The organism is Photobacterium satsumensis, from assembly GCF_050336935.1.
Lineage (GTDB): Bacteria > Pseudomonadota > Gammaproteobacteria > Enterobacterales > Vibrionaceae > Photobacterium > Photobacterium satsumensis.
Window position 1 is genome coordinate 1 of record NZ_JAKJSK010000008.1, and the last position, 15,084, is coordinate 15,084.

At 46.7% G+C, this 15,084-nt stretch carries 15 protein-coding genes and 1 pseudogene; 8 read left to right on the forward strand and 8 right to left on the reverse strand.

Features of this window, described 5'->3' with window-relative positions:
* Window positions 1–293, reverse strand: a 293-nt coding sequence (locus L4D79_RS16235) for a redoxin family protein (RefSeq protein WP_428652618.1), incomplete at its 3' end; no start/stop codon positions are given.
* A 415-nt stretch (window positions 294–708) separates the two neighbouring features.
* Between L4D79_RS16235 and L4D79_RS16245 the strand changes: the two genes are divergently transcribed.
* On the forward strand, window positions 709–930 hold the full coding sequence (locus L4D79_RS16245) for a hypothetical protein (RefSeq protein WP_428652619.1): 222 nt from the start codon (window positions 709–711) through the stop codon (window positions 928–930).
* 628 nt (window positions 931–1,558) lie between these two features.
* Here L4D79_RS16245 and nrfF read toward each other — a convergent pair.
* The 6 genes from nrfF to nrfB form a co-directional block, all read right to left on the reverse strand.
* Window positions 1,559–2,029, reverse strand: coding sequence for a heme lyase NrfEFG subunit NrfF (gene nrfF / locus L4D79_RS16250; protein ID WP_428652620.1), 471 nt, complete (start codon window positions 2,027–2,029; stop codon window positions 1,559–1,561).
* A complete protein-coding gene (locus L4D79_RS16255; RefSeq protein ID WP_428652621.1) occupies window positions 2,022–2,579 on the reverse strand; it encodes a DsbE family thiol:disulfide interchange protein in 558 nt (185 codons plus the stop codon). The genes nrfF and L4D79_RS16255 overlap by 8 nt, the downstream gene beginning before the upstream one ends.
* A gap of 72 nt (window positions 2,580–2,651) precedes the next feature.
* Complete coding sequence (locus tag L4D79_RS16260) at window positions 2,652–4,625, reverse strand: heme lyase CcmF/NrfE family subunit (protein WP_428652622.1); 1,974 nt, start codon at window positions 4,623–4,625, stop codon at window positions 2,652–2,654.
* A 66-nt stretch (window positions 4,626–4,691) separates the two neighbouring features.
* Entirely contained in the window at window positions 4,692–5,651 is a 960-nt protein-coding gene (nrfD, locus tag L4D79_RS16265; RefSeq protein WP_428652623.1) for a cytochrome c nitrite reductase subunit NrfD, read from the reverse strand.
* Window positions 5,648–6,340 carry a cytochrome c nitrite reductase Fe-S protein gene (gene nrfC / locus L4D79_RS16270; RefSeq protein WP_428652624.1) on the reverse strand — a complete coding sequence of 231 codons (693 nt, stop codon included), beginning with the start codon at window positions 6,338–6,340 and terminating at the stop codon, window positions 5,648–5,650. The genes nrfD and nrfC overlap by 4 nt, the downstream gene beginning before the upstream one ends.
* A gap of 10 nt (window positions 6,341–6,350) precedes the next feature.
* Window positions 6,351–6,956 carry a cytochrome c nitrite reductase pentaheme subunit gene (nrfB, locus tag L4D79_RS16275; RefSeq protein WP_428652625.1) on the reverse strand — a complete coding sequence of 202 codons (606 nt, stop codon included), beginning with the start codon at window positions 6,954–6,956 and terminating at the stop codon, window positions 6,351–6,353.
* Between the two features lie 550 nt (window positions 6,957–7,506).
* Between nrfB and nrfA the strand changes: the two genes are divergently transcribed.
* Window positions 7,507–8,949, forward strand: coding sequence for an ammonia-forming nitrite reductase cytochrome c552 subunit (gene nrfA, locus L4D79_RS16280; RefSeq protein WP_428652626.1), 1,443 nt, complete (start codon window positions 7,507–7,509; stop codon window positions 8,947–8,949).
* 53 nt (window positions 8,950–9,002) lie between these two features.
* Here the strand turns inward: nrfA and L4D79_RS16285 are convergent, their stop codons facing one another.
* The gene (locus tag L4D79_RS16285; RefSeq protein ID WP_428652627.1) at window positions 9,003–9,935 is read right to left on the reverse strand and encodes a LysR family transcriptional regulator; all 933 of its coding nucleotides are present in this window, start codon (window positions 9,933–9,935) and stop codon (window positions 9,003–9,005) included.
* A gap of 122 nt (window positions 9,936–10,057) precedes the next feature.
* Between L4D79_RS16285 and L4D79_RS16290 the strand changes: the two genes are divergently transcribed.
* From L4D79_RS16290 to L4D79_RS16315, 6 genes and pseudogenes are all read left to right on the forward strand, one after another.
* On the forward strand, window positions 10,058–10,726 hold the full coding sequence (locus tag L4D79_RS16290) for an SDR family oxidoreductase (protein WP_428652628.1): 669 nt from the start codon (window positions 10,058–10,060) through the stop codon (window positions 10,724–10,726).
* Between the two features lie 86 nt (window positions 10,727–10,812).
* A pseudogene (locus tag L4D79_RS16295) lies at window positions 10,813–11,334 on the forward strand (MFS transporter); the annotation flags it as partial.
* Window positions 11,335–11,477: 143 nt separating this feature from the next.
* Window positions 11,478–12,107 (forward strand): glutaredoxin 2, encoded by a 630-nt coding sequence (gene grxB, locus L4D79_RS16300; protein ID WP_428652629.1) that lies wholly within the window; start codon window positions 11,478–11,480, stop codon window positions 12,105–12,107.
* Between the two features lie 9 nt (window positions 12,108–12,116).
* Window positions 12,117–13,223 (forward strand): alkene reductase, encoded by a 1,107-nt coding sequence (locus L4D79_RS16305; RefSeq protein WP_428652630.1) that lies wholly within the window; start codon window positions 12,117–12,119, stop codon window positions 13,221–13,223.
* A gap of 129 nt (window positions 13,224–13,352) precedes the next feature.
* Entirely contained in the window at window positions 13,353–14,393 is a 1,041-nt protein-coding gene (locus L4D79_RS16310; RefSeq protein WP_428653061.1) for a sensor histidine kinase, read from the forward strand.
* The gene (locus L4D79_RS16315; protein ID WP_428652631.1) at window positions 14,383–15,084 is read left to right on the forward strand and encodes a response regulator transcription factor; all 702 of its coding nucleotides are present in this window, start codon (window positions 14,383–14,385) and stop codon (window positions 15,082–15,084) included. The genes L4D79_RS16310 and L4D79_RS16315 overlap by 11 nt, the downstream gene beginning before the upstream one ends.

Genomic DNA, 15,084 nt, shown 5'->3' on the forward strand with positions numbered 1-15,084 from the left:
TTTTCCTGTTGCACTTCCTGTTGCAAAAACTCGATCACGGGTACGAATTCCCGTTTCCATACGTCTTCATCCAATGCCCCTAGGTAGCGGTAGCGGATCATGCCATGGCTGTCGATCAAATAACTCTCCGGCGTCCCATACACGCCCAAATCTAATGCTAACGATCCTTTGGGATCATACAGCACAGCTTGATAAGGGTTGCCGCTCTGGGCCAGCTCACGCATTGCCGACTGACGGTTATCACGATAGTTAAGCCCGACAATCGACATCTCGCTTTGTTGCGCCAACTGCATCAGGAACCCATGCTCGCTTTTACAGATCGCACACCAAGAGGCCCAACCTTATGCCAGCGTACGACGACGCCTAGCCCCATAAACAGGAATAAGATAAAGCTCATCGGAACAAACATCGAGTCGAAATACGGCGCGCCAACAGAAATATTGCCCAGCCCCAGCGCTTGGAAGACTAAGTGATACCTTGAGAGGCCATAAATAGTTCCACTCTATAACCGTAGAGACAGTAAACTTAGCCAGCGATTATTAATAATACACACTGACAAATCTATAAATATAAACTTTGTCAGAAAATCGTAAAGGCTAACTTCAATTATCTTTACCGAGATAGGTGCAACCAGAAATATTAACCGATACTAATTAAAGATATAAGATCAATAACCCGACAAAAATGTCAGATATATGGAGAGTAAAAATGCGTGAATTAAACATGAATGAAATTCAACAAGTAAATGGTGGCAATGCCTTAGAGGGCTTTAACTGGGGAGCTGCAATTGGCACTGTTGGTGGAGCCGTTTGGACAGGCTCATCTATAGGAGCAACACGAGGTGGTATTATTGGGGGGGCAATAGGATTTTCAGCTGGTTTAGGTTATGAGGTTGGTTCATTAATGTACCAATATGCTTTTGGTCGATAGAATATTAGATTTAGTAAGCATTTAATGTATACCCATTGTAACTAACAAAATATCTGGATTACTATATAAAAGTAATCCAGACATCAATTAGATAGGTTTTTTAATGACTAGTGAAAAACACGCAATAACCTTAGCTAAAGCAATGACTGTTCTAAGTTTTCTATTGAGCTTTTATTTTTCAACTCAAAATTTAAGATTATCTTTAATATTATTATCCGGAAGTTTTTTCTTTGTTTTTTTACTGAAAAACTCAAAGCTACTACTGAGTAAAAGTATAAAAGAAATAGATAACCTATTACCAAACCTTCAAGGAATGACATACTTTTACGGCTCGTTTGTTATAGTTCTTTTAAATATTACTTTCTTGTAGTTATTCTAAATAAGCATTTTATCTACCGAGTTAAGCTAGTAAAAAACTTAATAAGGTAAACAAAGCCAAACATTTGAACACGTATCAATTCTTGGCAAGATAACGAACTTTTTTCGAACAAATTAGACCCGTTTGACGGCCATGACTAAATATAACCATTTACTCCCTTTTTGGGAGTTCATGATGGTCTTCAATACCTTTCTCTGTTCTTTTAAAGATTCCCCCCCACGTTAGCCATATTGGTAACATGCTTCAAATTTATCGCTCTCGCTGCTGGCGCCGAATTGTTACCCAAATGATTGAGCCAAATAAACCAAGCAATAAGAAGGGGCCTCCCCACAACAGGTAGGTTTGCGGGTTTAAACGTGGTTTGTACAACACGAAATCGCCAAATCGGGATGTCATGTATTCAATCACATCTTCGTCACTGTCACCGTCATTAACCATTTGATAGACCTTGAGTCGCAAGTCTTTCGCCACCGGAGAGTTAGACTCAATCAGGTTCTGGTTCTGGCACTGAGGACAACGCAAGCGACGCGACAGTTCGATAGCCCGCCGCTGCTCGGCTGAAGAGCGAAACTGGAAGGTCTCGACTGACTCAACTAGATCCGTATCAGCAGCTACAAAAATTTGATCTGTTTGTGCKACTGCCGATACGCTCACGACCAATAAACACATGCTGATAGCCACCAACAATGACTTCATTCGGCTAATCACTTCCTTACCCATTCGTTCTYTTTTCCTGTTGCACTTCCTGTTGCAAAAACTCGATCACGGGTACGAATTCCCGTTTCCATACGTCTTCATCCAATGCCCCTAGGTAGCGGTAGCGGATCATGCCATAGCTGTCGATCAAATAACTCTCCGGCGTCCCATACACGCCCAAATCTAATGCTAACGATCCTTTGGGATCATACAACACAGCTTGATAAGGGTTGCCGCTCTGGGCCAGCTCACGCATTGCCGACTGACGGTTATCACGATAGTTAAGCCCAACAATCGACATCTCGCCTTGTTGCGCCAACTGCATCAGGAACCCGTGCTCGCTTTTACAGATCGCACACCAAGAGGCCCAAACGTTCAATAGCTGCAATTTCCCGGTAAATAATGTTTCATCTGCCGCAACGGAGGAGCCAAACTGCTGCAAGCTAAACGCTGGCATTGGCTTTTCTTCAAGCTGGGGGGCATGCCCTTCTTGACTGAACTTCATTGCCAAACTGATGATCACTAGCATCACCACCACGACAACCAAAGGAAGATAACGGCTAGCTACTTTCATTGCATGTACACCTTGATTTATTACCTACCAGCACTTCCAAATCACTATTTCCAAGCCAGTACTTTCAAATCACTACTTCCAAACCATGATCATTTCAATCTTTTTGGGCTGCTGCAGCTTGTGCGATACCCGCTTGCCAGCAAGGCTAAGCACCGCCATTGCCCCACCAATCATCATTAAGATACTACCCAGCCATAGCCAGCGAACATAGGGCTTATATTGGATCCGCACCGCATAGTCAGTACGGTTGAGCTTTTCGCCCAGCGTAATATAGATATCACCATGCCAGAACCAAGCGATACCCGGTTCACTCATGTTCATGGTACGTACGGTGTAGTGGCGACGCTCAGGGCGGATGGTCGCAATCAACGCATCCTCTTTGGTCACAATGATATTCGCTTGCTCTGCCGTATAGTTCGGCCCCACCAGCAACTCTGTCTGTTGATAGGTGAAATGGTATTCATCAAGAGTGACGCTGTCTCCAGGCCCCATTTTACTGCTAATTTCCTGATCATAGAAGCTGACCAAGGTCGCACCTATGATTGTCGCAGCAACTCCAGTATGGGCAACGACCATAGCCGCCTGCTTCCACACAACCCCTTTCATTCCTTTCGCACGTCTAGCACGGATTCTGATGTACATGGCTTGCACTGCGGTTGATGTAATCCAAATCGCAGTCATGAAGGCCAAACACACCGTGATGTTCACCCCTCGTTCAAACATCACTGATAAAGCGACTCCCAAAACAATGGATACCGACATCGGAGCCAATGAGCGGGTGATCACATCGTCTAGCCCAACCTTATGCCAACGTACGACGACGCCTAGCCCCATAAACAGGAATAAGATAAAGCTCATCGGAACAAACATCGAGTTGAAATACGGCGCGCCGACCGAAATATTGCCTAGCCCCAACGCTTGGAAGACTAAGGGATAAAATGTACCCAGCAGCACGGTTAGCATCGCGACTGCAAACAAGCTGTTCCCCACCATAAACATGGCTTCTTTGGTAAAGAAGCCAAATTTAGCAGCAACAAAGTAGCGACCAGATCGAATGGCAAACAGTGACAAGGCAACAATAAGGATCAATGCCAACATGGCCAGTAAGGTCACACCACGAGTCGGGTCAACAGCAAAGGCATGCACAGACGTAAGTACCCCGGAGCGAACAATAAAGGTGCCGAGTAAGCTCAGAGAAAAAGTAGAAATGGCAAGCAAAAGACTCCAGCCCGACAATGCCTTGCGGTATTCCGTGATCATCAAAGAGTGGACCAACGCTGTACCAGTCAGCCATGGCATCAAGGATGCGTTTTCTACCGGATCCCAGAACCACCAGCCTCCCCAACCTAGCTCGTAGTATGCCCACCAAGAGCCCAACGCAATGCCGCCGGTAAGAAAGACCCAAGCAGCCAACGTCCATGGCCGGCTCCACTTCGCCCATTCACCTCTGCCGTGATCGCCAGTTAACGCCGCAATGGCAAAAGCAAAACTGACCGCAAAACCGACATAACCCAAGTAAAGCATTGGCGGGTGGAAGATCAATCCGACATCTTGCAGCATCGGATTCAAATCACGCCCTTCAAGCGGCGTCGGGAACAACCGCTCAAACGGATTTGATGTGAGCAATACAAATAAACTAAAGAGGAGGATCAGGCCAGATAGCGTAATGAGTACCCGGGCGATAAAGGCCTCATCCAGTTTCCGACATGCCCTGGCAACACAGGCTGTCCACAACGTCAGAGAAAATAACCAAAACAGGAATGACCCTTCATGGCCCCCCCAGACGGCAGCAATCTTGAAAAAAATCGGCAGCTGGGTGTTGGAGTGATGAGCAACATAGGCGATTGAAAAATCATCAAGCGCGAAACTTACACCCAATAAGGCAATTGATAGACCAATAAAACCAAAGGCGCCATAACTTAATGGCCAAGCGTAGCGAGTAAGGTATGAATCCTTTTTGACTAATCCTACTGCAGGGATGGTGGCACCAAGCAAGGCAAACACCATACCGAGGATTAACGAAAAATGTCCAACTTCAGGGAGCATCTATATTCCTTGTTACTAAATCGCCACAGCGCTAACTGTGGCGATTCTATTCTTTGTTACATCAACCTATAAGGTTGTCATTTGCCCAGCATACAGCACAAACGTACGTAACATCAGTACACCGATCAAACTTAGTGTGGTCACCAGCATAATAAAGGCTTTGTTGTGCTTAACTCCCGCAGGGCTAACTGCATTAAGTCCTAACGGCACCAACATGCCCATGCCGATCACTCCGTACCAGAACCAACTGGCCCAGAAACCGCCACCTATCGCCGACAGTGCTGCGACCTGACTTTGCCCCCCGCCGAAATACAAACCGGAGAAGAAAGCAAAGATAACGAACAGCTCGAACATCACCACGGGACGCTCAAACTTGTGTACCCAGCTGACACTGGCACTCTTCGCCGACTCTTTGAAGAATACCACGCCAAACAGCAAACAAGCTGCGGCACCGGAGGACAAGCTCGAGAACAGGAACAAGATAGGCAATGCTGGATTATTCAGCATCGGGTAGGTCTGCAGCGCCGATAACAGGAAGCCGGTGTAGGCTGCCAGTACCAATGCCAAGAAGCCCAAGAACAGCTCAATACTGTTTTCGAAGCGGTCCAATACCTTCATGACTTTGCCAACAATAGGCAATCTATCACCCAGCAGTGACAGCAACTCGTTCTTGTAGATGATGGCAATCCAAGCGAACAATACAACCATATAGACTTGGAATAGCACCACACCCATCGACATCACTGACGTCGGGTTATAGAAGATCATGATTTTCCAGAACGACCATGGCTTGGTCAGGTGGAAAACCAGGATCAACAAACCAACAATGATCCCAAATGGTGCCAGGATCGCGGTTGCCTTGATGATACCGTTGCTAGCTGGGTAGCCTTCGATCACCTTACGCTTTAGGTAAATAGCAATCATCACGGCACCAGCTGACATCCCTGCTAGGAACAGGTAGACCGCAATGATCCAGTCCCAGACCAGCGAGTCAAAATAAAAGGCATCTGCAAATGTCGTACTCATCCTTTTATCTCCCCTTTTCCATGTGGCACCTTGTACATCTTAGGCTGGGTGCCGAGCTCGACTTTTTGTCGGTAAACCGGCTTCTGTGTAATGAGCTGGCTGATCTCACTGTTAGGATCATTCAGATCACCAAATGTCAGTGCCTTGGTCGGACACGACTCCACACAGGCTGGCTGCTTGCCTTCCTTGAGGTTGGTTTCGCGGCAGAAGTCACACTTGTCTGCAGACTTGGTTTCCGGGTGGAAGAAGCGAACCTGATACGGGCAAGCCGCTAGGCAGTAGCCACAGCCAACACACTTGAAGTTGTTGACCGCGACAATACCTGTTTCTTCATCCTTAAAGGCCGCGCCAGTCGGACAGACATGGACACATGGGGCGTTATCACAATGCTGACAAGAGATACGGGTAAATTGATAGTCAACATCTGGATATTCGCCCTGCGGCTCACTGCGGACAATCTCCAGTCGTGAAACCCCTTCAGGGACATTATTTACTTCACGGCAGGCATCAGTACATGCGGTACAACCGATACACAGTGTTTCGTCATGGACCATCCCATAACGCTTTACACCATCTTCCATGGTTGCAGCCAACGTCTTACGACCGCCAACTAAATTAGAGGCTCCCACCCCTGTAGTGAAGATGACTGCCCCGGCGCCGGCCAGGAAGTTACGTCTTGAACACGTCATAATCTCTCCCCTACTCTTTAGCTTTTATCTGATCAGAGTGGCAATCGACACAAAGCTTGATTTTTGGCTTTCTCTCGATACCTTTCATTGGATCAGACGTTGGGTGGATGTTATGGCAAGAAGCACATGAGAGATCGAGCGCATGAACATCGTGTGTCCAGTTCACTTCACGCAGATTCTCCGGCTCATGACAATTCACACAGGTTTCATTTTGCTGCGTGATCCAAGCGACATCAGCCGCCGGTTTTTCACTGCCGGCAACAGATTGCGCCGGTGCAAATTTCGTTACCTCTGATGCGCCGTTGCGGTGATCGTTACCCACATTACTGTGGCAATCTACACAAGTTACATCACGATTTGTGTGCGGGTTAATAGCGGCGCTGTGCGCACCTTTGAGAACGTCTTTTTCATCCTTATGGCACTGGGTACATGCGTAATCCCTGTCCCGGTTGAATTCGACGACATGTCTGCCGGACTCCGAAGTAGTCACAGAAGAGCTGGCTGCTGTGGCTTCTGTATTCTGGGAGTCTGCGGCAACATTGATTGAGAAACCCCAAATACACATAGCGACAAACAATGTCAGCATGCTATTCAGGGCTACTTTATGATTGCCCATTTTTCACCTTTTCATCTTCCACAATTACTTTTAATTAAAATCAAAAAGTAACCGGTGCTGATATTACAAATTAGGCACAATAGTGCCCCTTTGATTTCCGCAATTAATAATCCATTGCATTTGAAATCAATTCTTATTTGCATCAACTTAAGCCACAACGCTCAACAAACGTATTAAACTATATTTCAAGATGTGAAAATATGCGACAAATAACAAATACACCAAAAGTAGCATTGAATATGATTTTTTCCTGATTTAGATCAATCCTTAAAAACACGCTAACGTGTTGTTTTACAATAACATTATGAGAAATTCACAGCGCTACTCTAAAGGGTTATGTAAATACCCCTTTAGGGTTATATCGGTAAATTGTTAATCTACCTCGCGTTATTCACTTTTCGCTTTTGATCCAAAGCAAAAAACAAATCGCTTTTATCTCGTTATCTCCCCTTTCTGATATCCTTATTTAGAACTCTGATTCTGTTTGCATCGTAAAGCCGCTTTCACAACGCTTGGCTCTATTTACAACAAGAATTATGGAGTGCACATCGTGAGTAATAAATGGACGAGAAATACTGCCGCTGTTGCAGCATTACTGTCTGCAATATTTCTTTCTGGCAATGCGTTAGCAAACGAAGAACAACCTGCTGAAAAAGAAAGAATTGAAGCACGCAACGAAGCTTTTTCCGCTGCGCATGCAGACCAGTACAAAACTTGGGAAGCAACTAAGGAAAGCGAAGAGATCGAAGATGCCCTTGAAGGCGACCCTAATATGGTCATCCTTTGGGCTGGCTATGGCTTTGCCAAAGATTACAACAAAGCCCGAGGCCACTTCTATGCGGTAGCGGACGTTCGCCAAACCCTACGTACCGGCGGCCCACAAGACGAAAACTCTGGCCCAATGCCAATGGCCTGTTGGAGCTGTAAGAGCCCTGACGTTGCCCGTGTCATTGACGAGCGTGGCGAAGATGGCTATTTCGAAGGTAAATGGGCCCGTCTAGGCTCAGAAATCAACAATGCTATCGGCTGTGCCGACTGCCACAATACCAATAGCGAAGACTTCAAGCAGGGTAAACCAGCCCTGGCCTTGTCACGTCCATATGCCGCCCGTGCGATGGAAGCCATTGACAAGAAGTTTGAAGATGGCTCTCGCCTTGACCAGCAGGCACAAGTTTGTGGCCAGTGTCACGTTGAATACTATTTCCAAAAACACAACAAGAATGCAGTGAAATTCCCATGGGATAAAGGCACTGGCGTTGATGAAATGGAAGTGTACTTTGATGAAATCGGCTTTAGCGACTGGACCCACGGCCTGTCTAAAGCACCGATGATCAAAGCGCAGCACCCAGAGTACGAAACATGGCGTGACGGCATCCACGGCAAGAACAATGTCACTTGTATCGACTGTCACATGCCGAAGGTACAGAACGAAGACGGCGTCGTCTTTACTGATCACAAGATCGGCAACCCATTTGACCGCTTCGAAGATACCTGTGCCAACTGTCATACCCAAGACAAAGAAACACTACAAGGCATCGTTTCTACCCGTAAAGCGCAAGTGCTAGAAATGAAACTGCGCGCCGAGAAGCAGATTGTCGCTGCGCACTTTGAAGCCAAAGCAGCATGGGATGCAGGGGCTACCGAAGAGGAAATGAAGCCAATCCTTACTGATATCCGCCACGCACAATGGCGCTGGGACTACGCGATTGCCTCTCACGGTGTTCACATGCACGCACCAGAAGTTGCCCTACGCGTTCTAGGTACTGCATTGGATAAAGCCGGTGATGCCCGTACCAAAGTGGTTCGCCTACTGGCCACCAAAGGCATTACGGAAGAAATTCAAATTCCTGACATTTCAACCAAGCTGAAAGCCCAGCAAGCGCTAGGCATGGATATGGATGGAATGAACCAAGAGAAAGAAGAGTTTCTGAAAACCGTCGTACCAGAGTGGGACAAGAAAGCAGAAGCCCGTGAAGCGAGCTACGACCAATAAGATTTAAAGGTCTTAATTAAATGAACAACGCCCCGACATGTCGGGGCGTTTTTTTATTTGTGAGAGGAGCAGATCGCTTTATCAAAATGCTCAATCAGAAAATCCAAGAACAAACGAATCCGTTTAGGTTGATATTGCCGACTCATATAAATCACATTCAAATCCGCTCCAACAGCGGATGTGGACGCATTGAAGTTCTTCATATAGCCATTTAAAATCGTGACTAGCCGCTGCTGTTTGATATCTTGTTGTACGTCCAGAACCGATTTCAGGGCAATACCAGCCCCATCCAATGCCCATTGACGTATAACCTCCCCATCATCCGAAAACCGCTTTGGCACAACGGTGATGACGTTGTGTTGCTCGCTGTCTTGGAAGTGCCACGTTTTCAATTCCTCATTGCTACGCACCATCGCTAGGCAATCGTGCGCCGCTAAGTCCTGCGGTGTGATTGGCGTTCCCTTTTTAGCCAAATAATCCGGGGAGGCGCACAATACCCGGCGGCTAGAAGCAAGTTTTCGAGAGATCAGATTACTATCTGCAAGCTCACCGTAGCGGATCACTACATCCAATCCAGACTCAGCCAGATTCGACAAGTTATCGTTCAAGTAAAGATAAGGGGTTACATCAGGATACTGCTCGGCAAACGCCGATAGAATGGGCGAAATATACTGCTTCCCGATATCCCGCGGTGCAGAGATTTTTAACGTACCACGTACTTCTTTAGTACCGGTTTGCAGCAAGTTCTCCGTTTCCTTCACGCTGTCTAAGATCTCTAAACACGCTTGATGATACATCACACCAGAATCGGTCAACGAGATATGGCGTGTACTGCGATTGAGCAGCTTTACCCCATACCGATCTTCAAGCGCTTGCAGCCTTGCCGTTACCGTGGCTGGCGACAAGCCCAACTCTCTTCCTGCCGCCGCAAGGCCCTGGTTTTTTACGATGCTGACAAACAGTGTCATATCCGAAAACTTGTCCACTATCACTCCTTAATGCGAGATTGTTCACCTCAGCCGAATAATCAATTTGAATTTTACCCAATTATCAAATTTATTCGAACCAATATACTGACTCCATCGAAACAATACTGGAGACAGACATCATGAAATCAGACAAAACCGTCTATGTGGTTATCGGTGGAACATCTGGAATTGGCGCAGAGCTTGCCAAGCAACTTCAAAATGAGAGCACCACTGTTCACGTGGCAAGCCGAAAGACAGGTCTAGACATTAGTGATGAGCAGTCGGTTTACCACTATTTTGAATCGATTGGTGCATTTGATCACCTCATCATCACCGCAGGCTCTTACGCACCATCAGGCAAAGTAGTTGATGTCGATATTTCCCAAGCCAAAACCGCATTCGACACCAAGTTCTGGGGATCAATCAATGCGACCAAGCAAGCAGCACGCTATATCAAACAAGGCGGTACCATTACCCTCACTTCAGGCATGCTGTCACGCAAAGTGGTCACCAGTACCTATGTCAAAACGGCGGTCAACGCAGCTATCGAAGCTGTAACGAAAGTGCTTGCCAAAGAGCTAGCCCCCATTCGTATCAACGCGGTAAGCCCAGGTTTAACCAAAACCGAAGCGTATCAAAGCATGAGTGTAGAAGACCAAAATGCCATGTATCAACGCACGCAACGTGCCCTACCCGTTGGAAAAGTCGGCCAAGCCAGTGACATCGCCGATGCGTATAGATTACTGATTAATAATACCTACATGACAGGAACAATCATCGATGTTGATGGCGGTGCCCTCCTCGGCTAACGGGCCCTCAGCAAGACTGATTCGTGTGCCAATGTGCATCTCTCCACGTTGGCGCATCAAACATTTAACGAAAAAAGAGCTCCCTCATGAAAACAGAAAAAATGCCGCTGCAGGTATGGATTTTGACGCTTGCAGCCTTTGCGATTGGCACTGCTGAATTTGTTATCGCCGGTATTCTGCCACAAGTTGCAAATTCCCTTTTGATTACCGAAGGCCAAGCAGGTTACCTGATCAGCGCCTATGCACTCGCAATCGTTGTTGGCGGGCCGTTGCTCACCATTTATCTTGCACGATTTAACAAGAAAGCTGTACTGGCCGGCCTGATGGTGCTGTTCATCGCTGGTAATGTGCTGTCTGCATTTGCCCCGACCTACTTTGTGCTGATGGTAAGCCGCGTTATTACCGGCTTAGTTCAAGGACCGTTCTACGGTATCGGTGCCGTGGTTGCGACCAACTTAGTATCTGAAAAAATGGCCGGTCGTGCGGTGGGCCAAATGTTCGCAGGCCTCACTCTGGCCAACATGTTAGGTGTACCCGGAGGGACTTGGATTGGCTTGCAATTTGGTTGGCACGCCACCTTCTTAACCGTTGCCGCCTTTGGCCTGATCCCTTATGCGGCAATCGTCATCCCTGTGATTGGCTTACTGTTCATTGCACAAGCCAATCGCCGCGAAAGCGCCCAGCCTGCGCTTGCACCAACCCTCAACCACTAATTTCAAATTATTCATCAAGCAGAGTATTAGGATACATCATGAAACTCTATATCTATGAACATTGCCCTTTCAGTGCCCGAGTTCGCTACGTTGCAGGTATGCTCAGCATTCCATTGGATATCGTCAACATCGACTACGACGATGATAAAACCACCACCGACATCATTGGCAGTAAGCAAGTGCCTGTGTTGGTCAAAGATAATGGCGAAGCTGTGGCCGAAAGTCTTGATATCATCAAATACTTCCAAGAGATAGCAAGCTCAACAGAGTCGCACCTTCCATCACAAACCGTTCTTAAATGGCAACAGAGTGCTTTTCTTCTGCTACAAAAAGTGGGCTACCCTCGCTGGTCCGGTATGGGACTCGCTGAATTCAACACAGAATCGGCAAGAAAAGCATGGCGAGCTAAAAAGGAAACCGATGAACTGGACTTTGACGCACTACTCAAAAATACCCCGGCTATCGCCAAAGACGTGGAATTGCTTATCCAGCAAGTCAGTAAAGTGCTCAATCTAGCGTCTTATCAGCATGTAAGCCTTGTTGATGAAGCCATTGTTTTCTCGATTCTCCGTGGCTTCTTTAGTGAGCCTGACATTGAGTGGGGGCCGGCGGTAAAAAACTGGATGGAGTCCGTCAGCAAGAAAACCAACGTGGCATTACTGAAGTAAGGAAAACACATGAGCAAGCTATTCGAACAAACCCGACTAAAAGACCTGACACTTCAAAACCGCTTGGTAATGGCGCCGATGACACGCGCCCGTAGCAGTCAACCGGGGAATATTCCCAACCAGATGATGGCGAACTACTACCAGCAGCGGGCAAGCGCTGGGTTGATCATCTCAGAAGCGACACAAATTTCCGATGATTCACAAGGTTACTCGTTCACACCGGGCGTCTACACCAACGAACAGATTGAGGGTTGGAAGCTTGTTACCCAAGCCGTTAAACGGCAAGGTGCCGCAATATATTGTCAGCTTTGGCATGTGGGTCGCGTCTCCCACCCTACCTTTCAACAAGGTGAATTGCCCATTGCGCCATCGGCATTAGCGCCAGTGGAAACGCAAGTCTGGATTGCCGATGAGCAAGGTAACGGTGCCATGGTTGATTGCATTCAGCCACGCGCCATGACCCAAGCCGATATCGATAGAGTGGTCCAAGATTTTGCCAACGCGGCGAAAAGCGCCATTAAATCGGGCTTTAATGGTGTTGAAATTCATGGTGGTAATGGATATCTCATCGACCAATTTCTCCGTACCAACTCGAATCACCGCACCGACAATTACGGCGGTACCCGTGAGAACCGAACCCGATTCTTACTAGAGGTTGTTGATGCTGTCATTAACGCAATAGGCGCGGATAAAGTCGGCGTTAGACTGGCACCGTTTATTACTTTCAAAGATATGAACTGCCCCGATATTGTCCCGACCATCCTTGAAGTATCGAAACAACTTCAAGCGCGAGATATTGCCTATCTGCATTTATCCGAAGCCGATTGGGATGATGCCCCCGTGATCCCTGAAAGTTTCCGTATTGAATTACGCGAATACTTCACCAACACCATTATTGTCGCGGGTAGTTACACCCAAGAACGCGCTGACGAGATACTAGATAAAGGCTACGCTGACCTCATAGCCTTTGGCCGGCCATTTGTGTCAAACCCAGACTTGGTCGCACGTTTGAAGAATAGACATCAACTCACGGCACTCGATGGGGCTACTTTATTTGGTGGCAATGAGCAGGGTTACACCGATTATTTACCCATTTACAAAAACGAGGACCAGTAAGATGTAAAAGTCTTAAGTGGATGAACAACGCCCCGACATGTCGGGGCGTTTTTTTACGCTTTTTTAACGCGAAGGCAAGAGCAGTGTTTGCTAGAGTATCTCCATGTTACTCATTTTTACTTTTTCTTTATGAAACCATCTTGGCACCAGAACCGATACTTTGTGTCATTCGCAGTTTTTTCCACTGCAATGCTAGTATCTTGGGGGATTGATACGCAGTTAGGCTTTACCATCGCAATTTTGCTGATACTACAGCTATCGATTGTGATAATTGCGCTCCAATGCCATTCGCGTATAGCCTTCTCTTTTGCTGTGATTGAAGCGTTGAGCTTCAACTTCCTGTTTACGACGCCCCGCTATTCTCTCCAGATGCTCCATCTGGATGATATTATCAACCTTATTGTCTTCATTCTTGTTGCTTTCACAACCAGCCAATTGGCCGAGCGCTACCGCCGTCAACAAGATGAACTAAAGCAAACCCAGCTACGCAACCAGATCTTACTGTCTGTATCTCATGATCTACGCACTCCCCTTGCTGGCATTATTGGCAATCTAACGACGCTGAAGGAGTATCTATCTCTGTTGAGCGAGGCTGAGAAATCTGAACTACTCGATAGCGCAACAACAGAAAGCCACCGCTTACACCAGTATATTGAGAACCTTCTTCATGCGACTAAGTTACAGCATGGTTCAATGATGGTCCGGAAAAAACACGAATCGCTCATCCCTATCATCAATAACGCCATTGCTCGTTGCCCTCAGACTTCAGGGCACGCGAGTGTCGAGCTAAATAGCGAAGCTATTTTTGTCTCTGTAAGTAGTTCGCTCGTTGAGCAAGCCGTATTTAATATATTAGATAACGCTTTACGCTTCTCACCTAAAGAGAAACCCGTAAAAGTCGCTGTATACCAGCAAAGAGATACTGTCGTGATCGATATTTCAAACAAGGGAAAATCACTCATGCCGGGAGAAGCTGAACGTATGTTTGATCTTTTCTATACCGGAGAAAAGACAAAAACAACAGACTCAGGTTCAGGCCTTGGACTTGCCGTAGCCAAAGGGATTATCAATGCCCATAACGGCACCATTGCGTCTATTGCGGTACCGGAAGGTTGTATGGTGCGCATCTGCTTACCCAACCCGAAAAAGGATATTAACTATGAGTTATAAAATTCTTGTGGTAGACGATGAACCACAAATACATACCTTTATACGTATCTCGCTAGCCGCCGAAGGATTTCAATACCTAGGGGCAGACTCCCTTAATACGGCCAAACAGCAAATTGATGTTCATTCTCCACATGTCATTGTCTTAGATCTAGGTTTGCCTGACGGTGATGGCATAAACCTACTCAAAACGGTACGCCAATCAAGCAAGACCCCGGTGTTGATATTAACAGCCCGTGATCAAGAAGAAGAAAAAATTCGCCTATTAGAAGCTGGCGCTAACGATTATTTGAGTAAGCCTTTTGGTATTAAAGAGCTAATCGTGCGCATTAAGGTCTTGGTCCGTGATTTAGTCGATGACAGTATTCAGCCTGACACACAATGCTTTGGGAAAATCAGGTTACAAAAGAGTACCAACCAAGTTTGGCTTGGGGCGCAAGAAGTCATGCTCACCAAAAAAGAGTTCGCATTCATGGAAAAGCTTCTTAGCCAACCAGGACGACTCGTCAAACAAACGGACTTGCTCGAACAGATTTGGGGGAAAAGCCATATTGAGGATACTCATTATTTGCGCATCCTCGTGAGTCAGTTACGAAAAAAACTCAATGATAATGCCGATGAGCAGCAGGTGATAAAAACGGAGCTGGGCCTGGGGTACCGATTAGTCTCAGCCGATATAAATAAGGAACCATAA